Origin of the sequence: Pontiella desulfatans (assembly GCF_900890425.1) — a bacterium.
GTDB classification, from domain to species: Bacteria; Verrucomicrobiota; Kiritimatiellia; order Kiritimatiellales; family Pontiellaceae; genus Pontiella; species Pontiella desulfatans.
In genome coordinates this window covers 1,243,486-1,268,808 of the sequence record NZ_CAAHFG010000002.1, presented here as the reverse complement: position 1 = coordinate 1,268,808, position 25,323 = coordinate 1,243,486, and the positions used below count along the sequence as shown (strand labels likewise).

Annotated in this window: 19 protein-coding genes and 1 other RNA gene; 11 read left to right on the top strand and 9 right to left on the bottom strand. The window is 58.4% G+C overall.

Features of this window, described 5'->3' with window-relative positions:
- Window positions 1-76: 76 nt before the first annotated feature.
- Window positions 77-763 carry a hypothetical protein gene (locus E9954_RS20750; protein WP_136081180.1) on the top strand — a complete coding sequence of 229 codons (687 nt, stop codon included), beginning with the start codon at window positions 77-79 and terminating at the stop codon, window positions 761-763.
- Between the two features lie 18 nt (window positions 764-781).
- Here E9954_RS20750 and E9954_RS20745 read toward each other — a convergent pair whose 3' ends face one another.
- From E9954_RS20745 to E9954_RS20725, 5 genes are all read right to left on the bottom strand, one after another.
- Complete coding sequence (locus E9954_RS20745) at window positions 782-2,677, bottom strand: amidophosphoribosyltransferase (RefSeq protein WP_136081179.1); 1,896 nt, start codon at window positions 2,675-2,677, stop codon at window positions 782-784.
- A 251-nt stretch (window positions 2,678-2,928) separates the two neighbouring features.
- A complete protein-coding gene (gene yciH, locus E9954_RS20740; protein ID WP_136081178.1) occupies window positions 2,929-3,258 on the bottom strand; it encodes a stress response translation initiation inhibitor YciH in 330 nt (109 codons plus the stop codon).
- 128 nt (window positions 3,259-3,386) lie between these two features.
- Window positions 3,387-4,232 (bottom strand): CvfB family protein, encoded by an 846-nt coding sequence (locus E9954_RS20735; RefSeq protein WP_136081177.1) that lies wholly within the window; start codon window positions 4,230-4,232, stop codon window positions 3,387-3,389.
- On the bottom strand, window positions 4,225-5,547 hold the full coding sequence (locus E9954_RS20730; protein ID WP_136081176.1) for a DEAD/DEAH box helicase: 1,323 nt from the start codon (window positions 5,545-5,547) through the stop codon (window positions 4,225-4,227). The genes E9954_RS20735 and E9954_RS20730 overlap by 8 nt, the downstream gene beginning before the upstream one ends.
- On the bottom strand, window positions 5,544-5,801 hold the full coding sequence (locus E9954_RS20725) for a hypothetical protein (RefSeq protein ID WP_136081175.1): 258 nt from the start codon (window positions 5,799-5,801) through the stop codon (window positions 5,544-5,546). Before E9954_RS20725 ends, E9954_RS20730 begins: the two co-directional genes overlap by 4 nt.
- Before the next feature lie 116 nt (window positions 5,802-5,917).
- Between E9954_RS20725 and E9954_RS20720 the strand changes: the two genes are divergently transcribed.
- Window positions 5,918-6,322, top strand: coding sequence for a hypothetical protein (locus E9954_RS20720; protein WP_136081174.1), 405 nt, complete (start codon window positions 5,918-5,920; stop codon window positions 6,320-6,322).
- 13 nt (window positions 6,323-6,335) lie between these two features.
- Here E9954_RS20720 and recR read toward each other — a convergent pair whose 3' ends face one another.
- The 4 genes from recR to ffs form a co-directional block, all read right to left on the bottom strand.
- Window positions 6,336-6,938 carry a recombination mediator RecR gene (gene recR / locus E9954_RS20715; protein ID WP_136081173.1) on the bottom strand — a complete coding sequence of 201 codons (603 nt, stop codon included), beginning with the start codon at window positions 6,936-6,938 and terminating at the stop codon, window positions 6,336-6,338.
- 117 nt (window positions 6,939-7,055) lie between these two features.
- Window positions 7,056-7,376 carry a YbaB/EbfC family nucleoid-associated protein gene (locus E9954_RS20710; protein ID WP_136081172.1) on the bottom strand — a complete coding sequence of 107 codons (321 nt, stop codon included), beginning with the start codon at window positions 7,374-7,376 and terminating at the stop codon, window positions 7,056-7,058.
- Window positions 7,377-7,497: 121 nt separating this feature from the next.
- A complete protein-coding gene (dnaX, locus tag E9954_RS20705; protein WP_136081171.1) occupies window positions 7,498-9,141 on the bottom strand; it encodes a DNA polymerase III subunit gamma/tau in 1,644 nt (547 codons plus the stop codon).
- Between the two features lie 53 nt (window positions 9,142-9,194).
- Window positions 9,195-9,292, bottom strand: an RNA gene (gene ffs, locus E9954_RS20700) — signal recognition particle sRNA small type.
- Between the two features lie 377 nt (window positions 9,293-9,669).
- Here ffs and E9954_RS20695 point away from each other — a divergent pair.
- The 9 genes from E9954_RS20695 (at window position 9,670) to E9954_RS20655 (ending at window position 25,263) form a co-directional block, all read left to right on the top strand.
- Complete coding sequence (locus E9954_RS20695; protein WP_168442460.1) at window positions 9,670-11,646, top strand: glycoside hydrolase family 97 protein; 1,977 nt, start codon at window positions 9,670-9,672, stop codon at window positions 11,644-11,646.
- A 10-nt stretch (window positions 11,647-11,656) separates the two neighbouring features.
- Window positions 11,657-13,561: a M60 family metallopeptidase gene (locus E9954_RS20690; protein ID WP_222847261.1), complete on the top strand. Its 1,905-nt coding sequence runs from the start codon at window positions 11,657-11,659 to the stop codon at window positions 13,559-13,561.
- Window positions 13,562-13,731: 170 nt separating this feature from the next.
- Window positions 13,732-14,451, top strand: coding sequence for a PEP-CTERM sorting domain-containing protein (locus E9954_RS20685; protein WP_136081168.1), 720 nt, complete (start codon window positions 13,732-13,734; stop codon window positions 14,449-14,451).
- A 171-nt stretch (window positions 14,452-14,622) separates the two neighbouring features.
- Window positions 14,623-15,360, top strand: coding sequence for an SGNH/GDSL hydrolase family protein (locus E9954_RS33110; RefSeq protein WP_222847260.1), 738 nt, complete (start codon window positions 14,623-14,625; stop codon window positions 15,358-15,360).
- Window positions 15,361-15,388: 28 nt separating this feature from the next.
- The gene (locus tag E9954_RS20675) at window positions 15,389-16,858 is read left to right on the top strand and encodes a sulfatase (RefSeq protein ID WP_222847259.1); all 1,470 of its coding nucleotides are present in this window, start codon (window positions 15,389-15,391) and stop codon (window positions 16,856-16,858) included.
- Window positions 16,859-16,969: 111 nt separating this feature from the next.
- On the top strand, window positions 16,970-19,699 hold the full coding sequence (locus E9954_RS20670) for a family 78 glycoside hydrolase catalytic domain (RefSeq protein ID WP_136081167.1): 2,730 nt from the start codon (window positions 16,970-16,972) through the stop codon (window positions 19,697-19,699).
- A gap of 247 nt (window positions 19,700-19,946) precedes the next feature.
- Entirely contained in the window at window positions 19,947-20,936 is a 990-nt protein-coding gene (locus E9954_RS20665) for a transposase (RefSeq protein WP_168442459.1), read from the top strand.
- Window positions 20,937-21,310: 374 nt separating this feature from the next.
- Window positions 21,311-24,319, top strand: a complete 3,009-nt coding sequence (locus E9954_RS20660) for a glycoside hydrolase family 2 TIM barrel-domain containing protein (protein WP_136081165.1) — start codon at window positions 21,311-21,313, stop codon at window positions 24,317-24,319.
- Entirely contained in the window at window positions 24,316-25,263 is a 948-nt protein-coding gene (locus E9954_RS20655; RefSeq protein WP_136081164.1) for a hypothetical protein, read from the top strand. Before E9954_RS20660 ends, E9954_RS20655 begins: the two co-directional genes overlap by 4 nt.
- Window positions 25,264-25,323: the final 60 nt, after the last annotated feature.

The window sequence follows — 25,323 nt, the reverse complement described above, 5'->3', positions numbered from 1 at the left end:
GCGTAAGGCGTAATTCGTAAGGTTTTAAATGCCTGCCCGAACACATTACGCATTACGAATTATTCGTTACGAATCCATGAGCAATAACAAACCATTCGATTTTTGGTATGCGGTGAACAACACCGAACTAATCAGCACCCCGACCAACCGGCTCGAAACCTTCGGCGACACGGTGGTGAACTATTACCTCGTCTGCCAGCAGATGGACAGCACCGAGAAGGTCGTGGTTCGCGAAGGCCACCTCAAGGCGCTCAAGCCCGCCATCATCACCCCCGGCGCACTGGGGCAGGTGGATGTCGGCGACCTTGGCGAAGAGGCCCGGCAGTATGCAGAGTGGCTGAAGGAACACGCCAACGACCTGCGCATCCTGCAATACGGGTTTTCGTTGCAGAAGCAGGAGCTCAAGGAATACATCGTTACCGACCACATCGATAACGTCCTCGCGCGGGTCAAAACCGAAGTGGCCGAGCTAAACGATCCCCTCAGCGCCATTCTCGTGGGGGTCGACGACCCCTGGCGGGTCTGCCTCATGAAGCTGATGGTCGAGCTCGTCCAGCATTCCGCCCAGGCCAACATACAAGACCTTCAGCAACAGTCGCTCGATCTCAAAAAACGCCTGGTCGACAACATCGACCAAGCGTTCCTCGAAGCCTCGCGCGATCCCGGGCGGATCAACGCCCTCGCCGACATGCTCAAGCAAAACGGGCTCTGGTCAACCTACGAAGACCGCTTCTTCGCCCTCGTCAAGGCGTCCGGGAAATAACAAGAACCGTTCCGGCCATCAATAGGCGCGTTCGTTGCTGTTTTCCATGAAGTTGATGAAGGAGCGATTGGCGACGCGGTGGCCGCCGGGGGTTGGGTAGTTGCCCGTGAAGTACCAATCGCCCTTGTGGCCGGGGCAGGCTTCGTGCAGGCCGCCGATGCTTTGATAGATGATTTGCACCTCGGCCTTCATGCCCTCCGGCGTGAGCAACTGGGCAATCTTGTCGGAAACCTGGTCGGGCGTAAACGGTTCAAACAGCCCTCGCACCTGGTTTTGGGCTTCGGACCGTGGCTTTTTCTCATCTTCTTTGCACGCCTCGTAGATAGTGTTCAGCACATGTTCGCGCCCGGATTCGCGCAACAATTCAACCGCGGCCTCGAAGGCCACGAAATCCTTCATCTTCGACATGTCGATACCATAGCAGTCCGGGAAACGGATCTGAGGCGCGGAGGAAACAATGACGATCTTCTTCATACCGAGGCGGTCGAGAATGCGAAGGATGGATGTGCGCAGCGTCGTACCGCGCACGATGGAGTCGTCGAGCACCACGAGCGTATCGGTCGGCTTAACAATGCCGTATGTGGTATCGTACACCTGCGCAACGAGATCTTCGCGGTCGGCATCGGCCGTGATGAAGGTGCGCAGCTTGGCATCCTTGGTCATCAGCTTTTCAACGCGGGGCTGGAACGAAAGCAGCTCGTCGATACGCTCGGCGGTCAGGCGGCTTTCCTTTAGCAGATGGTATTTCATCCGCTCGCCCACCATGTCCTTGACCCCTTCGACCAGCCCGAAAAAGGCGGTCTCTGCCGTGTTGGGGATGTAGGAAAACACGGTGTTCTCCAGGTCGTAGTCCACCTTGTCGAGCACACGGCGCACCAGCGAGCGCCCCAGGTTCTTGCGTTCCTGGTAGATGTCGGCGTCGGTGCCGCGCGAAAAGTAGATGCGTTCGAACGAACAGGGTGTTTTTTCCAGGGGTTCGTTGACCTTCTCCATCCTGACTTCGCCCGTCCGCTTGACGATCAGGGCGTGACCCGGATCAATCTCCTTAACCTCCCCGATCGGGATATTGAGCGCCGTCTGGATCTGCGGGCGTTCGGAGGCGATCACCACGATTTCGTCGTCCTGGTAATAGAAACCGGGGCGGATGCCGCTCGGATCGCGCAGGGCAAACAGGTCGCCATGGCCGATCATTCCGCACATCACATAGCCGCCGTCGAAGGAACGGGTGGCCTTTTTGAGGATCCGGGTAACATCGAGTTCGCGCACGATCTTCTCGGTGATCTCGATTCGGTTGAGCCCTTCCTTGCGGTATTTGCGGAAGAGGAAATCGTTGGCTTCGTCGAGGAAGTGCCCGATCTTTTCGAGCACCATCACCGTGTCCGCCTTGTTGCGCGGGTGCTGACCGAGATCGACGAGCATATCGAACAGCTCGTTGTTGTTGGTCAGGTTAAAATTGCCGGCCACCACCAGGTTGCGGGTCATCCAGTTATTCTGGCGCAGGAAGGGATGGCAGAAGGATTCGCCCTGTGCACCGTGGGTGCCATAGCGCAGATGCCCCAGCAAAAGTTCTCCGGCGAAGAGCACGTTCTCCTTTACCCACGCGCCGTCATCCATCTTTTCCGGATGCTTTTCGCGGGCATCGGCAAAGGCCTTCACCATGCGGTTGCGCACGGCCATGATCGGGTTTTTGTCGGCCGAGCGCGTTCGGAAGATATAGGGCACGCCCGGCGGCATATCGAGTTTGATCGCGCAGGCGCCGGCGCCGTCCTGCCCGCGGTTGTGCTGCTTCTCCATCAGGAGTGTCAGCTTGTTGACGGCATACATGGCGGTGCCGTATTTCTCGATGTAGTAATCGAGCGGTTTCAGAAGTCTAACGGCGGCAATACCGCACTCATGGCCGATCCAATCGCTCATAACATACCGTCCTCTGGTTATGTTCGGGTTTGATTAGGAAAAACAGCACGGTGCCCTAGAAACCGAATCCGGTCAAGCTTGGCAGTAGTATTTCCTGCCAGGAACGACTCCCCCTCGGCCGGAACCGACCAAAGCATCATACTTGCATAAGTATGATGTTTCATATTGGCCAATAATAGCGGAATAAAACCAATTATCACACTTATGCAAGTATGATAATTGCGGTTGAACTCAATGCCGAAGGATCCCGCCTATCCCCCTGCTTTTTTGACGGTGTAGCCGAGCTGCGTCAGCTCGTTCACCAGCAGGTCGCGGTGGTCGCCCTGGATCTCGATTACCTGGCCTTTGACCGTTCCCCCGGTTCCGCATTTCTGCTTCAGCTTCTTGGCCAAGTCCTTAAGGCCCTCGGGATGGATCGGGACGCCGGTGATGACGGTCATCCCCTTGCCTTTCCGCCCCTTGGTTTCGCGCCCAACGCGGACAATGCCGTCGCCTTTGGGCGCATCCGGCTTTTTCTTCTCGGGCTTGATTCGCCCTTGGTCGGTTGAAAAAACAATATCGAGATCGTCGAATGAATTCATGTTTTTGTCCCCATGCGTAATGCGTAATGCGTAATGCGTAATGCGTAATGCGTAATGCGTAATGCGTAATGCGTAATGCGTAAAGTGGGAACAACTCCCCGCCTGCCGAGTCAATTACGAATTACGTATTACTCGCTACTCCCCGAGACGAGCCGCACCCCGTCTTCCTCGATGGTGATGAGCCGCTTTTTGTAGAGCGCGCCGATGGCGTTCTTGTAGGTTTTCTTGCTGACCCCAAACAATCCATTAATCTGCTCGGGCGGCGTTTTGAACGTGATTGGAATAAAACCGTCGTGCTCTTTGAGAACGTTCAGGATGACGTCGGTCAGCTCGGTCACTTTTTCGTAGCCCGGTTTCTGGAGCGTCAGGTCGATGCGTCCATCGGGCCGCACGTTCTTGATGAATCCCTTCAGCTTCTGGCCGCGCGACAAGGCCTGGAAGACCTCGTTATGGAACACCATCCCCCAACGCTCGTTGTTGATGATGAACTTGAAGCCCAGGTCGCTCTGCTGCCAGGCCATCAGATCCACCTCTTCGCCCTGCTTGTAGAAGCGCTTCGTTCCCTTGAGATATTTATCGAGCTTGGAGGACCCGACGATGCGCCCGCTGGCCTGGTCGAAGTAGACATGAACCAAATACGACTCGCCCTGGCGCATCTTGACGCGCTGTTCACGGAACGGGACAAACAGATCCTTCGGCAGTCCCCAATCCATGAATGCGCCGATGGGGGTATTGTCCTTGCAACGGAGCAGCACGAACTCGCCCACTTGCGCCTTGGGGCGCAGGGTTGTGGCCGTCAGGCGGTCTTCGGAGTCGAGGTAGACAAACACGTCCACCTTGTCGCCCTCTTTCCAGCCGTTGGAAACAAAGCGTTTCGGCATTAGGATTTCGCCGAGCTCCAGGCCGTCGAAGAGCAGTCCGAAATCGGAATCGCGCGAAACGGCCAGCTTATTCATTTTCCCGACTTCAACCATGGCTGCGTCTCCTCGGGTTCGGACGGCGGCTCTTGATCCGGGATGGGCGCTGCCCCTTCTTCGTATTTTTCGGGCGACCGTCGTTCCCCACCGTCACCTTGCCGCGTTGCTGGCGCACCTTGGGGCCAGGCTTGGCATCGGCGCCGGTGGCGTTCATCGCCGATTCCGAATGGAGCGAATGCTTGAGATCGACCGGGATCTCGATACGGATCAGTTTTTCAATGGCCCGGAGATAGTCGCGCTCCTCCGCGCAGCAGAACGAAATGGCATCGCCTTCGGCGCCGGCACGGGCGGTACGGCCAATCCGGTGCACATAGGTTTCGGGTTCCACCGGCATATCGTAGTTGATGACGTGCGAGATTTCCTTCACGTCGATCCCGCGCGCGGCGATGTCGGTGGCCACCAACGCGCGCACCTTGCCGGCCTTGAAATCGGCCAGCGCCTGCGTACGGGCGCCCTGGCTCTTGTTGCCATGGATTGCCGCGGCGGCAATCCCAACGCCCTCGAGCTTACGCGCCACCTTGTTGGCCACGTGCTTCATCTGGACAAAGACAATGACGCGGTCGAGCTTCTTGCTCGCCATCAGCTGCATGATCAGCTCGTCCTTGTTCTTTTTCCCGACGAACATGACCTTCTGTATGATGCGGTCCACGGCCGGCTTTTCCGGCTCGATGGCAACCTGAACCGGATTAGCCACCAGCGACTCCGCCAGCTGTTTGACCGTCGGCTCCATCGTGGCGGAGAAAAAGAGCGACTGGCGCTTCTTCGGCAGCTTGGCGATCACCTTTTTGATGTCGTGGATGAAGCCCATATCGAGCATGCGGTCGGCTTCGTCGAGCACGAAGATTTCCACCCCGCCGAGATCGATGCAGTTCTGGTTCACCAGGTCGATCAAGCGCCCGGGCGTGGCAACGAGGATGTTCACGCCGCGGCGGATGGCCTTCACCTGCGGGTTTTGGCCCACCCCGCCAAAAATGACGGTGTGCGAGATTTTGGTGTTTCGCCCATATTTTTCGACGCTTTCGCCGATCTGTGCCGCCAGCTCGCGGGTTGGCGCAAGCACCAGCACTTCGGGCCTTTTCGGAACCGGCCGCTTATTTTTTTTGACCAGGTATTGGAGGATCGGCAGCGTGAACGCCGCGGTTTTTCCGGTGCCCGTCTGGGCACAACCAATCATGTCGCGTCCTTCCAGCAGCGGCGGGATGGCCTGCTCCTGGATGGGGGATGGTGTGTGGTAGCCTGCTTCGGACACGGCACTGCCGATTTCGGGCAATAGCGATCCAAAGACCCCGTTGAGGTCGTTTGCTTTCTTCATTTGTTTTTCCTATCCGGCGAATAAATATTTTTCTGCTCGCCGCCGGTGGAGTGAAGAAAAAGAGGACTTTGGCCGAACTGGCCGTCCATGAATAAGGCGCGGTTGTATAGACCCAGCCGCTTCGAGTCAAGCGGGTTCTGAGCAGCAATGAATCCATGGAATTCAATGGAGCGTTCGGATACCCGCTGAAAAACGCCCCCAAACAGGAAAAGCAACCCCTGATTTCGCCACCGGCCTGCAATGGCGTAATCCAAGGGTATGTTTTACATATTTACACTTGAGTCCATTCGCCAAGTCTATATAAACTATTCGATGAATTTACGGCTCGTGGAGTCGTCGCATCATGTAACCGCATCTCAGGGAGACAAAAATGAACAGAAAAACAGCGATTGTGATTCTATCGGGATTGACACTTCTACTTGCCGGTTGCAACGACGACGGCGGCGAACCGCAGATGAACTACACCAAACCTGCGGATGTCAGCGGTTCATGGAGCGGATGGGAATACCATTACGACAAAAACCTTGAACTGACCATGGATCTTGACCAAAACGGAAACAGCGTTTCCGGTTACGAAGAAAAGGCCTCCAGCCTCTACGGAATGCCTAACCTTGATTGGGATCTTACGGGTTCCTATGATCCGGGGACCGGGATCCTGACCCTCACGCGATTGAGCAGCTCCATTGACTACGATCCGATTCAATATCGCTTCATCGACGAGAACACAATGGAGTCGTTCGAGCCTTCCCACATTGAGCAACGGCTGACCCGATAGAACCAGAATGGCCCTAAATGGCCTGCCGCCCCTGGATGGCGCGGGCAAGGGTCGTGGCATCGGAATATTCGATGGCACTGCCTGCCGGGAGACCGAATGCGATGCGCGACACCTTCACCTCGCGGTTCGAGAGAACTTCCTTGAGATAGCTGGCCGTGGCGTCGCTTTCCACATCGGTGCCCAATGCAATCAGCACCTCCGCGATGCCCTCATCGGCAATGCGGCCGAGGAGCCGATCGACCCGCAGGTCGGCGGCACCGGTTCCATGCATCGGGGAGAGGCGCCCCATCAAGGCATGGTAGCGCCCCTGGAATCCGCCGGATTCCTCGATTTTCATGATATCGGCGGGGGACTCGACCACGCAGAGGATCTGCGCATCCTTGCGGTGGCGGGTGCACAGCTCGCACGGGTTGATGGCCGACAGCGTTACATTGCCACAACGTTCGCAGTTTGCGATTCCGTCGTCGGCTTCCAGCAACGCATTGGCCAGGATGCGCATCAGCCCCTTGTCGTCTTGCACCAGCGCCATGGCCATGCGTTCGGCCGTGCGGCGCCCGATGCCCGGCAACCGGCTCAGTGCCGCAACAAGATTATCGAGGGGGATGAGGTGGTTCATTTAATGAAGATTTAAGAATTCAGAATGAAGAATGGAGGAACTCAAACGGCGTTGGCCTTTTCAAAGGAAGGCAACCGCAGATCTACCATTCTACATTCTTAAATCAATGTTCTTAATTTAAAATGGCAAATCCATACCGGCGGGGAGGCCCATGCCCTGGGTGAGCTTGCCCATTTCCTTGGACATGGTTTCCTGGGCGGTGTTGAGCGCACCATCGACGGCGGCCAGCACGAGATCTTCGAGCATTTCCACGTCTTCGGGATCGACCGCATCGGGGTTGATCTTGATGCTCGTCACCTTCATATCGCAGGTGGCCGTAACCGTCACCATACCGCCGCCGGCCGTGAACTGCACTTCGGTCTTGGCGAGTTCGGCCTGTTTTTTCTTCATGTTTTTCTGAAGATCCTGGGCCTGCTTCATCATTTTCATCATGTTCATATCGTCGCGTCCTTCTGTTGGTTCATTAAATTACATCATCTTCTACAAATACACTATTAAGAGAGCCGTGAGCCGTGAGCCGTGAGCCGTGAGCCGAAATTCACGCATCAGTCATCACTCGTCACTCCCTAATATCGGTTATTTCGCCATTAAAAGCATCCACCACGGTTTTAACAACGGGATTCGCATACCATTTCTGCTCTTTGGTGAGCGTTTGCGTGTTGTCGGGGCCGAGATCGTTCACGGGGCTATCGGCCGGCAACGGGCGTGGGTCGTCGGGCTTGAGCGCCTCGTAGGAAACGGCAAGCAGCCGATTGAGATGCCGATCCACGGCACGGGCGAGCGCGAGCTTGGCTCGGTCGTCCTCCAGCCGCTTGAGATCATTGGAAAACTCCGGATCGTAGCCCACCACCAGGTGCGTTTCGTCGGTGCGGAGCGGAGCGGTGTTGAGCAGGCTGCCCTTGGCGAGCGCATCGGCCTTGCCGACGTGGTCGATGATGTCGTGCCACTTTTCGAGCAGGAGTTCGACCTCGCTATCGGAGGCTATCTTTTTTTTTTGATCCCCGCCGCCATAGGCGGGGGCGGTTTCCGCAACCCTGGCGGAGGCTACCGGGCCGGATTTAAAGTTTTTTTTTAGGTCGGCCACCTGTTTGAGCAGCTCGTTGATGGTGGCTGTTTCGGCCGCACGGGAACAGCGAATCAAGCCGGTTTCGAGCAGGGTTTTCTTGGAAAGCGCATAGCGCATGCGGCCATCCGTTTCGACCAGGGCATCGATGATGCGCAGCACACGGCCGGCTTCGGTTGCGGGAGCCTGCTCCTGGTAGAACGCCAGCTGCGTCTCGGGAAGCTCCAGCGCGGAAGCGCCCTGCCCGGCATAGAGCACCACCAGCAGGTTCCGGAAGTTTTCGAGCAGCTCCATCACCACGCGCTGCAGATCTTTGCCCGCCCGGTCCATCTCCGAGATAATGTTGATGATGGTCGGCACGTCCGACTTCAGGATGGCCACGGTCAGGTTTTCGAGCACATGGCGCGAAACCAGCCCGAACACGGCCAACACATCGTCTTCATCGATTTCCTTGCCCCGGAAGGAAATGATTTGGTCGAGGGCGGACTCGGCATCGCGCAGTCCGCCTTCCGCCCCGCGGGCGATGGCCAGCAGGGCGTCTTCGGTAATGGAGATCCCCTCCTCATCACACCCCTTGCGGAGGCGGTCCACAATATCCTGAACGGAGATCCGGCGGAGGTCGAACCGCTGGCAACGGGAGAGGATGGTGGGCAGCACCTTGTGCACGTCGGTGGTGGCAAAAATAAACTTCACGTGCGATGGCGGCTCTTCGAGTGTCTTAAGCAGCGCGTTGAACGCGGCGGTCGAGAGCATGTGCACTTCGTCGATAATATAGATCTTGTACGGGCCGCGGGCCGGTGAATAGCGGGCGTTGTCGCGCAGGTCGCGCACCTGGTCGACACCGTTGTTGGAAGCCCCGTCGATCTCAATGACGTCGAGGCTGTTGCCGGCCATGACCTCCTTGCAGGAGTCGCAGACATCGCAGGGGTTCGGGGTTGGCCCTTTTTGGCAATTGAGCGCCTTGGCCAGGATGCGGGCGGAGGTGGTCTTGCCGGTACCGCGCGAGCCGACGAACATATAGGCATGGGCCACGCGTTCGGTTTCGATCGCATTCGTGAGCGTCTTGGTGACGTGCCCCTGCCCGACCACATCAGCAAACTGCTGCGGCCGCCATTTTCGTGCTAGTACTTCATAAGCCATAAATAAAAGTCCACTTCCTGCGGCAGGCCAACGAAAGGGCTCCCGGCCAGCGCTCCCGCCGGCGCTTCCAGACACCCGAAAAACATGGTTTACCGCTGCTGCCTTCCGACCCTGACGGGGTTCGCCCGATCTCGTCATCCGGATGCCAACGTTCAACACGCTTGCCGGGAACCGTCTCGTTGTCCTCCCGGTTCAAGGGAAGAAACGGGAAGATACTAAGGCCGCCTTGGCAAGGCAAGCCCGACAGGCCGGAAATCCCGCGCAGAACGATTTGGCGCGGTTCCCCGAACAACGAACCGGGGCCAAAGGGGCATCCGAAACACGGGCAAACAAACCTAGATCCGGGCATGGAATTACCACAGAGAACCCAGAGACACAGAGCATTCTAATCCTCTGTGCCAGTGTCCTCTACCGCAGCGGGTGGTGAAAACCTGCCAGGCTTATCTACACATGCATGCCAAAATCCTACAAGACCCGCCGAACGTTGTTTCTGTAGATTCATGGGTTAAATCGAAGCGAGAAAGGCTTATGGGAATGATACAGGGCATTTGGGCCATAACGGCAACTACCGTTTTCGCCGCCACGTTGGTTCAGGCGCAGGAAGTGCGGACGGTCTCGCCGGATGAAACGATCGTCTTCAGCATTTTGGCGGAGGGTGCAAACATCTGCGGGAAACTGGCCGTGGACGGTAAAAGCGTGATCGATCGCATCCCGATGTCGATCACCATCGACGGTGTTGAATACCCCGGCAGCGGCGGCTTGAACAAAACGGAGACGCGCACCATCGACCGGGAAACCGTTCCGGTGATCCCCGGCATAAGCAGCCGGTTCCGGGAGCAGTGCAACGAAACCGTGATCCGGTTCGATGGCCCGGTGAACTTGCGGGTGCGCGTCCATAACGACGGCGCGGCGTTCCGCTGGGAAAGCCGGATCGACCGGGGCGAGGTGACCGTTAACGGCGAAGAATTGGCCTTCGAATTTGCGGATGACTACCCCGCCTACTACCCGACGCCCGAAAAGAAGGGCTACTTTTCCCACCAGGAACGGCGCTTAGGTCGCCTTCCCATCTCCGCGGCCCCGATAGGCCAGCCCACGAGCCCGCCCGTTCTGCTCGAGCTGGACGGTGGTCGGAAGCTCCTGCTGACCGACGTCAATGTGCAACACTATCCGGGGCTATGGATCGAAGGGGCGGAAGGCACCGCCCTCAAAGCCAGCTTCCCGCCCTATCCGGCCAAGACCGAACTAAAGGGCGACCGCGACCTGACGGTGGCGGAACGGAGCGATTTCCTGGCGAAATGCCCCGGCACCCGCAGCTTTCCATGGCGCGCTTTCGTGGTTGCCGACGATGCCGGACTGCTGACCTCGACCATGCTCCACACCCTGGCCGACCCCTGCCGGCTGGACGACACGGCGTGGATCAAGCCGGGCAAGGTGGCGTGGGACTGGTGGAACTATAGAAACATTACCGACATGCCCTTCAAGGCAGGAATCAACCAGGAAACCTACAAGCACTTCATCGACTTTGCCGCCGCCAACGACCTGCAATACATCATCCTCGACGAAGGATGGAGCGAGAAAGGGCCGGACAACCTGCTGCACGTCGTTCCCGCGCTGAACATCGCGGAGCTGGTTGAACATGGCGAATCCAAAAACGTCGGTGTCATTCTCTGGATGACCTCCGCCGCGCTCGAACAAAATTTCGATGCGGCGTTCGAACAGTTTTCAACATGGGGCATCAAAGGAATCAAGGTCGATTTCATGCAACGCGACGACCAGGTGATGATGGACTTTTGCGAGCGGATCGCCATCGTGGCCGCGAACCACCAACTGCTGGTGGATTTCCACGGTGGCTCGAAGCCGACCGGACTCCAGCGCACCTATCCCAACGTGCTGACGCACGAGTCGGTGCTGGGGCTCGAACAAAACAAGTGGAGCAAGAACGCGACGCCCGGCATGGCGGTGCTGCTGCCCTTCACCCGAATGGTGGCCGGTCCGATGGACTATACCCCCGGCGCCATGGACAACTATACGGAAGCAACCTTCCGCGCGGTCGGCCGGAACCCCGGCAGCCAGGGCACCCGCTGCCATCAGCTCGCCATGTATGTGGTCTATCTCAGCCCGCTGCAAATGCTGGCCGACACCCCGACCAAATACCGGCGGAATCCCGGGTGCATGCCGTTCCTGTCGGCGGTGCCGACCACCTGGGACGAAACAGTGGTGCTGCATGCGGAGGTCGGCAAGGCTGTGGCCGTCGCCCGCCGCAAGGGCGACACCTGGTACATCGGCGCCATGACCGACTGGACGCCGCGCGAGCTGGAGTGCAAACTCGGTTTTCTCGGCAACGGCGACTTTCAATTGAACTCCTGGAAGGACGGCCCCAACGCCGCCACCGAAGCCACCGACACCACCATCGGCGAATCGACCGTCGATGCATCATCGACGCTAACGCTAAAACTCGCGCCCGGCGGCGGCTATGCCGCCATCATTAAACGCAGCAAATCTTAAGGAGCACATAATGAAACCACTTCACGGGACATCCCTTCTGCTGGGAATCGGCCTCGCATTGGCAACCGGAGCCTTGGCCGGCAAAACCGACCAGCTGCTGGAAAAAGCGGAAGCGATCGCGGCAAACCTCGACCGCCTGGAGAACAATGGGCCCGCCATCACTGCGGCGTTCAAGCTGATCGGGCAATACGACACCGAAGTCGGACCGCTCTTCATCAACGGCGCCACCCGCAACGGAATGCCACGCAGCCCCAAGGACGGAATGGAGCTCCACTATGCCCTGATCGCCATCCAGCAGGGCTTGATCGATAAAACCTACACCTCCGAAAATCTGGAAAAACACAAGAGCCTGCTCGATGGCGCAGCATTCGAAACCTCGGCCTACTTCCCCGGAGCCGTCAAGTCGCCGGCAAACCCGAGCGCGGTCGAAACCGCGAAGGTCAACGCCTCGCAAACGACCGCGTGGGGCCAACCCGTCAGCGGGCAGGACAGCCCCGCCCGCCGCCCGACCGGTTGCTATCTCGCCCCCGGCGACATCGCGGTGGTGCGGGTCCCTTCGGCCCTGGTGGACACGGGCTATTCCATTCGCGTTGGCGCGCATTCCTGGGATTTGTCGAAAAAACCGTCCATCAAGCGGCTCGACCGGGTTTCCATCGTTTACCCGATCAAGAAACGGGACACGCTGATCGCCAATCCGCTGGGTGGAGGGATCTATCTCGAAGTGCCCTACGAAGCGGACGCGGGCGTGGTTACCCTTGCGATGAAGAACGTGGTCCGCGCACCGTTTTTCTCGGCGCGCAGCTTCGACCTGACAACGCTCGATGCGTGGAACAAGACCGAGAGAACCCATCCGGCGCCGTGGGCCGATTTCGAGACCGACAAATTCATGATGCAGATTCCAACGGCCTGGCTCGACCAGGTTGAAGACCCCGTCGCGCTAATGGCCGACTTTGACCAGGCAATGGACGCCGTGTCGGAACTATTCGGGCACCCGCTCGTACGCTCGAAAACCGTCCTCTACACCCAGCCGGATGTGAACATGCGCGGCGGCGCCAACTTTCCCGGCTATCCGCAGTCGAACTATCCCTACAACGCCAACAAGCCCGGGGAGTGCCGGCACACGTGGATGGTGAAGGGGCCGCAGCACGCCGACTGGACGGTGTTCCACGAAGTGGGCCATTCCCAGTTTTGCTCGAAGTTCCGTGGCGAGGTCGAAGCACTCGTCAACCTGCCGACTGCCGCGATCCTGAACATGAAGTTCGGCTGGAGCCTCGACAAGGCCTACGGCCACGCGGTCATGGACATGGACCAGCTCACCATGGAGGACATCGCCGCCATGTGGATGGTCACCGAGAACTTCCGCCAAGGCAAGGAGATGGACCATTCCAACAAACCCGGCGACGAAATGAAATACCAGCATCGCGGCTTCGGCAAATATATCGAGATCGCCAACCTGTTTGGCTGGGAGGCGCTCAGCCGATTCTGGCACACGGACAACGCAAACTGGAAGGAAGGCGACAAGGTTCCGAACAATGCCGACCCAACCGACGACCGCATCCTGCGCCTGTCGAAAGCGGCCGGGGCCGACCTGACGCCGTTGATTCATTTCTGGGGCATCCAACCGGAACACCCGACCGCCTTGGCCGCAGCCATGAAAAAGGAGGGGCTCAAGCCTTCTAGAAAAATCCTCGAGCGACTCCAACACTACAAAACGGCCATCCCGATGGACAACGATGCGTTCCGGCAACACACCCATCTCGTCTATCCAAAGGGATTGAACAGACGGAACAACAACCCGTTGTTTGGCCCGGGTTGGTATGAGGTTCAGTTGCCGAAATATAACGAAGAGCATGGCAAGGCGGCACAAGCCGCGTTGCAGGACATCATCGACCTCTATTTCCCGGGTATGGGCTAATGGTTTCGTTGAACACCGCCACCCGGCCCCTTGCGTGATATTGTACACAGTGACGCCCTGATCGTGCAATACGCTGTACGCCGCCCCTGCTAGCTTGATCCTAGGCAATTGGTAGGTTCCTGCTGGATCTGCCGAACGCCACGCAAGCAGGAAGAAAATAAGGAGAAACCATGAAAACAATGAAAATTACAGGGATTGCGGTTGCAACGGCCCTGGTCGCCCTGAGTGCGTCCTATGCGGACGTGACCCTTTCCACCAGCGCCCCCACGAGCGATATTTTGTCTTCGGCCGGCGGGGGCATCAACACTTCGCTCTTCGACGAAGATGCCAACGACAACCACGCACGCGGGCAGTTGTTTTCCTTGGCCGACGGCACCGGCACGGGATATAAGATTACGGCGATCACGATCCGGAAAGATGTTAATCAGACGTATGCCAACGACATACTCACATTGCGTATCTTCGAAGGAACGGCAGCACAATGGGGGACAGGAACAGGCCACTCCACCAGCATCGATGGAAGCAATTATTTTGTGGATACGACCGTGAGCCCCCTTTATACCGAGGCGTTCACTTTGAATGGAACGTTTGCCGACAACAACTATGTGACCTTCCAGCTAGCCACTGCACTTGAAGTCAGCGAGGACAGCGATTTTGGATTCTTGATGACCTATGACCGATCCTCAACATCGAATCCTGATCGATTCCAGCACTACGAAGGCTCTGCAGGCGGACGTGTTGCAATCACGTCCACCGCGCATACAACCCCCTCCACTCGAAACATCCATTACTATGTTCAAGGCACCGTCATTCCGGAACCGGCGACGCTGGGGCTGTTCGCCCTGTTCGGCGGAGCGGTCATGTTCATTCGCCGCCGCTTCAGCATCTAGGAACGTCCACCTGCGAAACGAAAACCCCGGTTGCATCCGGGGTTTTTTATTGTCCATGGCACCGAGGACGGTGCATCGGGAAAAACACAGTGTACCGGCTCCAAGAGCCGCTTGCGCTTCCGGGAAGCGCCGCTACAATGCAAGGCAACCATTTGAACCCGGAAAGCAACGATGAACATGAACCAAATCAAACACGCCGCCCTATTAACCTTCGCATGCTGCATGGGCTCCGCATTGGCGAATTCGGACTTCCACACCCCCAAGGCGGACCAGGGCGGAATCACGGCAGCGTCGAAGATGCAGAAGGGCCTGCCCAACGTGCTGATCATTGGCGATTCGATTTCGATCGGCTACACCAAGCCCGTCATTGAGGAGCTCCAGGGCGTGGCCAACGTAAGGCGGGTCAAGGAAAACTGCGGCGACACCCCCCGGGGGTTGCAGAAGATCGACCCGTGGCTGGGCAATACGGAATGGGACGTGATCCATTTCAACTGGGGCCTGTGGGATCTGTGCTACCGCCACCCCGAGTCCAAGACGCAGGGCAACCGCGATAAGAAAAACGGCACCCAGGCTGTGCCGCCGAAGCAGTATGAAAAGAACCTGGAGGCACTGGTGCAGCGACTGGAAAAAACGGGCGCCGTCCTGATCTGGGCTTCCACAACCGTCGTGCCGGAAGAAGAAGCCGGGCGCTTTGTGGGCGACGAGGTGAAATACAACGCGATCGCCGAAACGATCATGAAACAGCACGGCATCGCGATCAACGATCTCCACGCCCTCTCCAACACGATCAAGGATCAACTTACGGCCCCGGGCAATGTCCATTTCAAGAAGACCGGATATGCAACGCTCGGCAAACAGGTGGCGGACTCGATCCGCACCGCCCTTGAAGCTAGAACATCAGGGAATTGATACAGAACATATCGGGGAAGGAAACAGGATGAACGGATTGAAACAGTGCCAACGCGGTGCGATGGGCTTGGTTGCGGCGCTTCCCCTATTGGCCTCCAGCATGGCGCAGGTGGAAGAGCAGACTCCGCCGAATGTGGTGGTCTTTCTGGTTGATGACCTCGGCTACATGGATATCGGCGCAAACAACCCCGACTGTTTCTACGATACGCCGAACATCGACAGGCTGGCAAAGTCGGGCATGCGCTTCACCGACGGCTATGCCGCCAACCCGGTCTGCTCGCCGACGCGCTACAGCCTGATGACCGGCAAATATCCCACCCGCGCGGAGGCGACGAACTTTTTCGGGGGCAACCGCCCCGCGACGTATAAAGGCGCGGAAATGCAGCACCTGATGCCGCTGGAAGAGATCACGCTCGCACAAGCGCTGAAGGCCAAAGGCTATGCCACCTTTTTCGCCGGCAAATGGCATCTGGGCCCCACCGAGGAATATTGGCCCCAAAACCGCGGTTTCGATATCAACATCGGCGGGCACAAAGCGGGCGGTCCCTATTCCGGAAAAGGCTATTTCGCGCCCTTCGAAAATCCGCAGATCAAGGAGGAGAGCCCGGAGGGCGAACATCTCCCGGCCCGTCTGGCGCGCGAAACGGCCAAGTTCATCCAGGCAAACAAGGAAGGCCCCTTCCTGGCCTACCTGGCGTTCTACTCCGTCCACACCCCGCTGATGGGCCGCCCCGACCTGGTGGAAAAATATGAAAAGAAAGCCGGGCAGGTTCCGGGCAATGAATTTGGCGCGGAAGAACAGGTCTGGCCGGTGGAGAAAAAGCGCGAGGTGCGCCTCCTGCAAAAGCATGCCGTCTATGCCGCCATGGTCGAAGCCATGGACGAAGCGGTCGGCGTCGTGCTCAAGCAGCTCGAAGAATCCGGGCTGGCCGGCAACACCATCGTGGTCTTCACGTCCGACAATGGCGGCCTGTCCACCTCCGAAGGCTCACCGACCAGCAACCTGCCGCTGCGTGGTGGCAAGGGCTGGGTCTATGAGGGCGGCATCCGCGAACCGTGGATCATCCGCTATCCCGGCATCACCCAACCCGGCGCCGTCAGCGACGAGTTGATTTGTTCGATCGACCTCTTCCCCACCCTCGCCTCGGCGGCGGGTGCTGAAGTGCAACACGAGATCGACGGCGTCGATCTGCTGCCCGCGCTGAAAGGCGAGTTGCTTGAAAAGCGTCCGCTGTATTGGCACTACCCGCACTACAGCAACCAGGGAGGCATTCCCGGCGGTGCCATCCGCGTTGGCGACTACAAGCTGTTCGAGAACTACGAAGATGGGCGCGTCACCCTCCACAACCTCAAGGACGATATCGGCGAACAGAACGACATCGCCGCGCAACACCCGGAAAAGGTTAAGCAGATGCGGGCCAAGCTGCATGCCTGGTATAAGACGGTCGATGCCAAGTTCCTCCGGGAAAAGAACGGCAAGCAACCCTGGCGCCCGTAACGATTTGTTATTCCACCACTGAGGACACGGAGACACAGAGGATCAGAAATAAAATCCAACCCCTGCACCTCAGAGCCCTCTGGGGTTAAATTAGATCCATGGAGTTAATCGATGAGCTTTAAATCAAATATCGGCCTGTGCGCCGTATTGCTATTTCCCGTGGCCGCTTTTCCAGGAAGCACGGTGAAACCCTTTTCCACCATGAAGGTTTCGCGCCTGCACTGCGAATATCGCGACCAACCGATGGGCATCGACCACCCGCAGCCGCGCCTCGGCTGGGTGCTGCAATCGGGAACGCGCGGCGACCAACAGACCGCCTACCGTGTCGTGGTCTCCTCAACGGCCGAAGGGCTCGGCAAGATCGATGGCGATCTGTGGGACAGCGGAAAGATTGAATCCGCCCAAAGTGCGGGTGTCGTGTATGAAGGGAAACCCTTGGCATCCGGCCAGCGCGGCTACTGGATGGTGCAGGTTTGGGACTCCGAAGGAACGCCGTCGGACTGGTCGGCCCCCTCCTCGTGGGAAATGGGCCTGATGAAGGCTTCGGACTGGCAGGCCGAGTGGATCAACGACGGCAAGGCCAACCCGACGCAGGACGAGGACTTTTTCAAGGACGATCCGGCGCCGCTCTTCCGCAAACCCTTCAAGCTCTCGGGCAAGGTTGAATCCGCGCGGCTCTATATCACCGCGCTGGGCTACTACCGCGCGTCGCTGAACGGCGAAAAGGTTGGCGACCAACAGCTGGATCCGCTTTGGACGCGCCCGGATAAACGCGTCTTTTATTCCACCTTCGATGTGACGAAGCAACTTTCATCCGGAGAAAACTGCCTGGGGGTCTCGCTGGGCAACGGCTGGTACAATCCCCTGCCCCTGCGCCTGTGGGGCCGCCGAAACCTGCGCGAAAACCTGCCCGTTGGGCGGCCGCAGTTCATCGCCCGCCTGCAGATCAACTATGCCGACGGATCGAACGAGTCGATCGTCAGCGACGCTTCGTGGAAGGTTGCGGAAGGCCCGATCCTGCGCAACAACATTTATCTCGGCGAAAAGGTCGATGCCCGCAAGGCCATCCCCGGCTGGGACGCGCCCGGACTGGACGACGGCAGCTGGGCGACCGCCAAAACCGCGCCCGCCCCCGAAGGCCAACTGATGGTTCAGCCGAACGCGGCGATTAAGGTGACCTCCACGTTCAAACCCGTGGGAATCATGGAGCCGGCCAAGGGCGTTTATATCGTCGACATGGGCCAGAACTTTGGCGGATGGGCGAGCTTTAAGTTCAACGTACCCGCCGGCACGCAGATCAAGATGCGCTACGGCGAGCTGGTCCATGAAGACGGCTCGCTCAACCCGATGACCAGCGTCTGCGGGCAGATCAAAAACAAATCCGGCAAGCCGCAGGTTCCCGGCGCTCCGCCCATCGCCTGGCAGGAGGACACCTATGTTGCCCGCGGCGGAGGCGAAACCTACACGCCGCAGTTTACCTTCCACGCCTTCCGCTATATCGAGCTGACCGGGCTGCCCTCCAAGCCGGCGCTGGACGACATCGAAGGCCAGCGCATGAATTCGGCCGTCGAACCCATCGGCTCGTTCAACTGTTCCAACGACCTGTTCAACCGCATCCAGAAGATGGTTCAGTGGACGTTCCTCAGCAACCTCTTTGGTGTGCAGTCCGACTGCCCGCACCGCGAGCGCTTCGGCTACGGCGGCGACCTGGTCACCTCGTCGGACGCCTTCATGATGAACTTCGACTTGTCGGCCTTCTATCCCAAGGCCACCCGCGACTGGGCCGACAGCGCCCTGCCGAACGGCATGCTGACCGATACCGCGCCTTCCGTTGGGATCCAGTATTGCGGCGTGGGCTGGGCCATGGCGCATCCGCATCTTCAGGCGCAGCTCCACCGCTACTACGGCGACCGCCGGATTATCGAGGAGCAGTATGCCGTCAGCAGACGCTGGTTCGAACTCGTCCGCTCCAAAAACAAAGATCATATCGTACGAAACGGCCTGCACGACCACGAGGCGATCAAAAAGGATAAAACGCCGCAGATGGTCACCCCGCTCTATTGCGAATCCGCCCGCATACTTGCGCGCCTCGCAAGCATCCTCGGCAGAGAGGACGAGGCCAGGGAATACGCCGAGCTCGCCGAAACCATTAAAGCGGCCTACATCGAAAACTTCGTCGACCAGCAAACGGGCGTGGCCGGCTCGGGATTCCAGAACTCACAGTCGTTCGCGCTCTATCTCGACATGTTGCCGGAATCCGTGCGCCCCAAGGCGCTGGCGCATCTGCTCAAGGATATCGAAAATCATGATGGTCACCTGACGACCGGTATCTTCGGCACCTTCTATATGCTCGATGCGCTGAGCCGCGACGGCGAAGAGGAAACGGTCAACGCCATGGTCAACAAGAAGGCGTATCCCGGCTGGGGGCACATGCTCGAAAACGGAGCGACCACATTGTGGGAGCATTGGTCGTTCAGCGACAACACCTTCAGCCATAACCATCCCATGTTCGGCTCCGTCAGCCAATGGTTCTACAACTGGCTCGGCGGCATTGAACCCGCCAAGGACGCGATCGGCTTCGACCGCATCAACCTGCAACCCCGCTTTGTCGAAGGGCTCGACTGGGTCGAATGCTCGCACCGCACCATCCACGGCCCGGTCGTCTGCAACTGGAAACGCACCGGCAACACCGTTGAACTGGAGCTGCGCGTCCCGGTCGGCGCCACGGCCGTGCTGACGCTTCCCACCGCTTCGTCCGTCACCGAAGGCGGACGACCGCTCGACCAAGGATTGAAACTGCAGCTCGGATCCGGAAGCTATGCCTTTGAAGTGAAGCTTTAACGCACTGCCGTGGGTTGCAATTCCAATTTCGACCGTACGGATGCCATAGACGGGACTGGAGACCCCCTCCCGAACGTCCTGTTCGCGGAGGGATTCGCGTTTTCCCTGCCACCCGTTTGGGTAGCCCCAATCGGGGTCAGCCCTCGAATTAATACTTTACTATCAAGCAATATCATGACACAAACCCTTCATGGCAAGGTCATTGAGAGTTGAGTTCCATGGAGCAATCTATCATGTCTCATGCAGAATGATTGGCGACCATAGGTTTGACCAGAGCCCTCTGTTTGCTGACGACAAAGACCGCGCACGGTTTATTGATCAACTTAGCGAACGGGTTGGTCGCCACCAGATACGCCTTTACCTGTATGTGCTGATGACCAACCACTTCCATCTCGTGTTCGAGACTCCTGCCGGAAACTGCTCAACGTTCATGCAGGCATTATCCACAGCCTACACCGTCTACTACAATCGCCGGCATCACCGACATGGCCACCTGCTCGATGGTCGCTACAAGGCAAAGCTTGTCGAGGGAGACCGGTATCTTCTCGCGTTGTCACGTTATGTCCACCTGAATCCAGTTCAAACCCAAAGCGAAAGAGCCAAGCCGAACCGGGAGCGGATCTCTACACTGCGCGCCTACCGATGGAGCAGTTTCCCAAGCTATATCGGCAAACGGAGAGCGCACGAATTCGTGGACTACTGCCCCATCCTCGCAATGGCCGGGGGGAGTGCTGACGAACAGCCTAAACGCTATCGGTCCTTCGTGGAATCCGGCCTGGCAAACGACGACATTGAATTTCAGGAACTACTAAAGCTCTCTCCTCGCAGCATCGGGGGAGAATCCTTTCGCACTTGGATTGATCACCTGCATGGCAAGCGTTCCAAGGACTGCAATCGGGAAGACGTTTCCTTCCGCCACATCACCGAACCATTGCCATCCAATACGGTTCTGGAAACCGTAGCCAATGCATTGGGCGTCGAAACGACGTCATTCATGGTACGCCGCCGGAACAGCCCCTTGCGGGCAATAGCAGCCTCCATGCTCATTCGCTTTGCAGGAATTTCCCAGCGCGGAGCAGCAGTGTTTCTGGGTATGGGAACGGGCGGAGCGGTGAGTGCCCAGCTTCGCAAGCTTCCCGTTTGGCTGGCCGCCAATGCCCAACTTAGGAAGGCGTGCGGGAACATCGAAAAAAGCCTGGAAGAACTGAGAAGTTCAAACAGCCGCCCAATCAAGTAAAGTATTAATTCGAGGGCTGACCCCACCACGCCCACCACGCCCGGGAACATCGAAAAAAGCCTGGAAGAACTGAGAAGTTCAAACAGCAGCCCAAGCAAGTAAAGTATTAATTCGAGGGCTGACCCCACCACGCCTGAAGCGAAGTCCGTCAACGAGAACGGACGAACGATCGACAACGCGGTGGGCGTGGAAAAACTCCCCGCCGACCAAGGATTGAAACTGCAGCTCGGATCCGGAAGCTATGCCTTTGACGCTTTAACGGTTTTTCCCTGCGCCGCGCCTAATCCCAGATACACAGGCATGCCCAAATCCTACAAGACGCCGCGATCCGGGCTCTGGTAGCTTTATCGGCTTACTAAACAGTGGACTAGTGTATGGGTCGTAAATTCAAAGCATGGGGGGTTGGCCTGCTGGCCGCAGCCTGCGCGCCGCTTCTGGCATCGGCGGCACCACCGGCGACCGGGGTTCCGCAAACCGAAAAACTCGTGTTCGGCTGGACGTTCAGCCGGTCCGGCTCCGACCTGGCATCGGAACCCGGTTTCGACGATTCCGGATGGGAAACGGTGCGCATCCCCCACGACTGGTCGATCCTCGGCCCCTATGAAAAAACGAATCCCAGCGGCGGCCAAGGCGGCTATCTGCCGACCGGACTCGGCTGGTACCGCAAGACCTTCCAGCTCGACGAGGTTGATCCCGCGAAACAATACCTGCTCCTCTTCGATGCCTCCTTCATGAACACCGAGGTGTGGGTAAACGGCAACAAAGTCGGCGAACGCCCCTATGGCTACATCAGCTTTTATATCGACATCTCGCAGGAACTGAACTCCGGCCGCAACACGCTGGCCGTGCGGGTGGATAACCAACAGGCGCCCAACGCCCGCTGGTACCCCGGTTGCGGCCTCTATGGCGACGTGACCCTGATATCCAAAAACAAAATCAATTTCGACCAATGGGGCGTGTTCGTCACCACGCCGTCCATCACAGCTGGACAGGCTACCGTCGCGGTCGAAGCCACGCTGAACAACGGCACCGCCAAGGCGCATAAAGCCACCGTGGAATCCATCGTGCTCGACAGGGCGGGCAAGCAAGTGGCATCGACGAAACAAGCGGTTCTGTTGGCGGCCAACGGACCGTCCGTGGCAACGCTTGGTTTGCGCATCGAAACCCCGGAGCTCTGGTCGCCGGAATCGTCCGCCCTCTACACCCTGGTCAGTTCCATCAAGATCGGGAGCAAGACCATCGACACCAACCAAACGCGCTTCGGCATCCGCTCGCTGCGGTTCGATCCGGACGAGGGCTTCTTCCTGAACGGGAAATCGACCAAACTCAAGGGGGTGTGCGAGCATTCCGATGCGGGGCTTGTCGGGTCGGCCATTCCCGAAAAGGTGCTGCGCCGCCGCCTGCGGATCCTGAAGGAGATGGGCTGCAATGCCATCCGCGTCTCCCACAATCCGCGCCGACCGATCTTCTACGACCTGTGCGACGAAATGGGCATCATGGTGATGGACGAGCTGTTCGACGGCTGGGGAGCGAAGAGCAAGCACGACTATGGCCGCCACCATTTCAAGGAGTGGTGGAAAACCGATGTGAAGGACTGGGTGCGGCGCGACCGCAACCATCCCGCGGTCATCATGTACAGCATCGGCAACGAAACCGGCATCAAGGATACGCACAACATTAGCGCCGAAGTGAAGAAATACGACACGACGCGCCCGACCACCGGTGGCAGCCTGTTCTATGGCGTGGATGTGGCGGGCTTCAACGCGCCGGGCGGCACACCGGGCATCCTCGAAAAGTTCCACGAGGAAAATCCCGAAAAGGCCGTTGTGCTGACCGAGGTTCCGCATACGCTGCAGACGCGCGGCTTCTACCGCACGCTCACCTGGTGGCGCAACCGCAGCATCATGGTCAATCCGTTCACGGCTTACGGCGACAAGCAGATTTTCTTCGATGGCCACGAACGCTACAGCTCGTCGTACGACAACTGCGGCGTGCGCATCACTGCCCGCACCTGCTGGAAGCGCACCAAGGAAACGCCGTGGATCATGGGCGAGTTCCGCTGGACCGGGTTCGACTATCTCGGCGAAGCCTCGTTCGGCGGCGGCAGCTGGCCGGCGCGGATCTGGAACTTCGGCATCATCGACCTGTGCGGCTTCCCGAAAGACCACTATTTCTTCTACCAGAGCCAATGGACGGACGAGCCGATGGTGCACCTCCTGCCGCACTGGACGCACCCCGGCATGGAGGGCGTCGGAATTCCCGTGGTGGCCTACTCCAACTGCGAAGAGGTCGAACTCTTCCTCAACGGCAAGCCGCTCGGCAAAAAGCCGCCGCGCGACCTGCTCGACATCGTCTGGAAGGTGCCCTACGAAGCCGGAACATTGAAAGCCGTCGGCTACCGCGGCGGCAAGGCCGTTGCCGAAAAGATATTCAAGACCGCCGGCGCCCCGACGACCATCGAGTTTGCCGCCGACAATACAAACATGGCCGCCGACCGGTTCGACATCAGCCACCTCACCACAACGATCAAGGATGCCAACGGCAATTTTGTGCCGTGGGCCTGCAACCGAATCGATTACCAGATCGACGGCCCGGTCGAACTGCTCGGCTTCGACAACGGCGACCCGCTCGACGTCACCACCCACCGCGAAACCCACCGCAAAACCTTCAACGGCCTCTCGCTCGGCATCTTCCAAAGCACCGACCAGGACGGCGCCATCGAAGTAAGCGGCGCGGGCATCCTCGGGCGCACCCTCTTTCCGGAGAGCACTACGGTTGCCATCGAGATGAACCGGATTGCGTTGAGGGGTGATCTTGACGACGCCAGGTTCGACATCACCTATTCTGTCAACGGATCAAAGGCGGTTAGATACACGGCACCGTTCGAACTGAATGAAACCGCAACCATCAAGGCGATCATCGCGAAGAACGGAAAGCCCTTCCTGACGACCGAAAGCACGTTCACCAAGGGGCCGCTGCCGCGAATCACCTCCCCGAACTTCGACACCGAAGGGAGCGACGACCCCCAAACCTTCAACGGCCCCAAGGACAAGGAGGTCGTCGGAAAATGGAGGCTCACCGCCATCCAACGCGGCAAGGGGGAAGTCAAAAAGGTGGCCCCTCGCACATTTGATTTTGATGGAAGCGGAAGCGTGTTCACCCTCGACGGCACCGAAAGGAACCTCTACGGCTACTGGTGGTACGACTATCCCGACGATGTGTTTGAAAATCCGGACGACGCGGGGGTGGGCAAGCTCTTCATGTATGTGACCGACCAGATGTGCGTCATGAAGCTCGACTCGCAGGAAGCGGAAACAATGTCCATCGCCTCGCGCTTCTCCACCTGGTATTTCGAACGCGGCAAATCGAGTGGCAACGAATGAATACGAGATATTTCTCCATTGCTTTCAGCATCATAGTCGCAACCGTCCTTGCACAAACATCCGTTGCCGACGGCGCGGGGATTTCCGAACAGATCGCGAAACTCAAGGTTGCGGCGCCAACGCAAGAAATGGTGGCCGACCTAAACCTGGATCCCTTCTACACCAAGGCGCTGGATCTGGGAGGCTTCACCATTGTCGGCAACGACAAGGTGGATGACCATGCCTTCAGGGAGACGGCCTACATCGTCAAGCAAATGCTGCAAAACCGCCCCGACGCGATCCAGAAACTGGCCGAAAACCACGTCCGCTTCGTGCTGATCGACTACACCGAATTCGTGACGCAGATGCCGGAATACAGCGACATGAAACCCGCGAAGTTCTGGGACCGCCGCGCACGGGGCCTTGGCCCCAACCATCAACGCCCCGCTGTCAGCTGCGGCGAGGAAAACGTGCTGCGCTACCCCGGCGACCCCTACCATCAGGAAAGCATCCTCGTCCACGAATTCGCGCACGCCATCATGGACATGGCGCTCGTCGACCTCGATCCCGAATTCAAGCCCAGGCTGGTGGCGGCCTACGACGACGCCATGGCCAAGGGGCTCTGGAAAGACAAATACGCCGCCAACAACGTCCACGAATATTGGGCCGAGGGGGTGCAGTCGTTCTTCGACGACAACCGCGAACCGGACCACGACCACAACCACGTCAACACCCGCGAAGAGCTGACCGAATACGATCCGGTTCTTGCCGATATCATCATGGAACAGCTCGGCGACATTGATTGGAAATATGCGAAACCCGCCGCTAGAGCCGCGTCGGAAAACATTCATCTCGCAGGCTACGACCCGGCGACCGCCCCGACCTTTGCCTGGCCGCAGGAGCTGCTCGACTGGTACGCCAATTACCAGGAGGAGCAGAAAGCAAAGAAAAAGGAAGAAGGCTGAAGCATCACCGTAGCAGGAAATATGACCGCAAAGACGCTAAGATACCAAGTACAGATGATT

Excerpts from the sequence above, each read along its gene's own strand:
- E9954_RS20750 (WP_136081180.1), top strand. The coding sequence starts at position 77 with ATGAGCAATAACAAACCATTCGATTTTTGGTATGCGGTGAACAACACC.
- E9954_RS20745 (WP_136081179.1), bottom strand. The coding sequence starts at position 2,677 with ATGAGCGATTGGATCGGCCATGAGTGCGGTATTGCCGCCGTTAGACTT.
- yciH (WP_136081178.1), bottom strand. The coding sequence starts at position 3,258 with ATGAATTCATTCGACGATCTCGATATTGTTTTTTCAACCGACCAAGGG.
- E9954_RS20735 (WP_136081177.1), bottom strand. The coding sequence starts at position 4,232 with ATGGTTGAAGTCGGGAAAATGAATAAGCTGGCCGTTTCGCGCGATTCC.
- E9954_RS20730 (WP_136081176.1), bottom strand. The coding sequence starts at position 5,547 with ATGAAGAAAGCAAACGACCTCAACGGGGTCTTTGGATCGCTATTGCCC.
- E9954_RS20720 (WP_136081174.1), top strand. The coding sequence starts at position 5,918 with ATGAACAGAAAAACAGCGATTGTGATTCTATCGGGATTGACACTTCTA.
- recR (WP_136081173.1), bottom strand. The coding sequence starts at position 6,938 with ATGAACCACCTCATCCCCCTCGATAATCTTGTTGCGGCACTGAGCCGG.
- E9954_RS20710 (WP_136081172.1), bottom strand. The coding sequence starts at position 7,376 with ATGAACATGATGAAAATGATGAAGCAGGCCCAGGATCTTCAGAAAAAC.
- dnaX (WP_136081171.1), bottom strand. The coding sequence starts at position 9,141 with ATGGCTTATGAAGTACTAGCACGAAAATGGCGGCCGCAGCAGTTTGCT.
- E9954_RS20695 (WP_168442460.1), top strand. The coding sequence starts at position 9,670 with ATGGGAATGATACAGGGCATTTGGGCCATAACGGCAACTACCGTTTTC.
- E9954_RS20690 (WP_222847261.1), top strand. The coding sequence starts at position 11,657 with ATGAAACCACTTCACGGGACATCCCTTCTGCTGGGAATCGGCCTCGCA.
- E9954_RS20685 (WP_136081168.1), top strand. The coding sequence starts at position 13,732 with ATGAAAACAATGAAAATTACAGGGATTGCGGTTGCAACGGCCCTGGTC.
- E9954_RS33110 (WP_222847260.1), top strand. The coding sequence starts at position 14,623 with ATGAACATGAACCAAATCAAACACGCCGCCCTATTAACCTTCGCATGC.
- E9954_RS20675 (WP_222847259.1), top strand. The coding sequence starts at position 15,389 with ATGAACGGATTGAAACAGTGCCAACGCGGTGCGATGGGCTTGGTTGCG.
- E9954_RS20670 (WP_136081167.1), top strand. The coding sequence starts at position 16,970 with ATGAGCTTTAAATCAAATATCGGCCTGTGCGCCGTATTGCTATTTCCC.
- E9954_RS20665 (WP_168442459.1), top strand. The coding sequence starts at position 19,947 with ATGATTGGCGACCATAGGTTTGACCAGAGCCCTCTGTTTGCTGACGAC.
- E9954_RS20660 (WP_136081165.1), top strand. The coding sequence starts at position 21,311 with ATGGGTCGTAAATTCAAAGCATGGGGGGTTGGCCTGCTGGCCGCAGCC.
- E9954_RS20655 (WP_136081164.1), top strand. The coding sequence starts at position 24,316 with ATGAATACGAGATATTTCTCCATTGCTTTCAGCATCATAGTCGCAACC.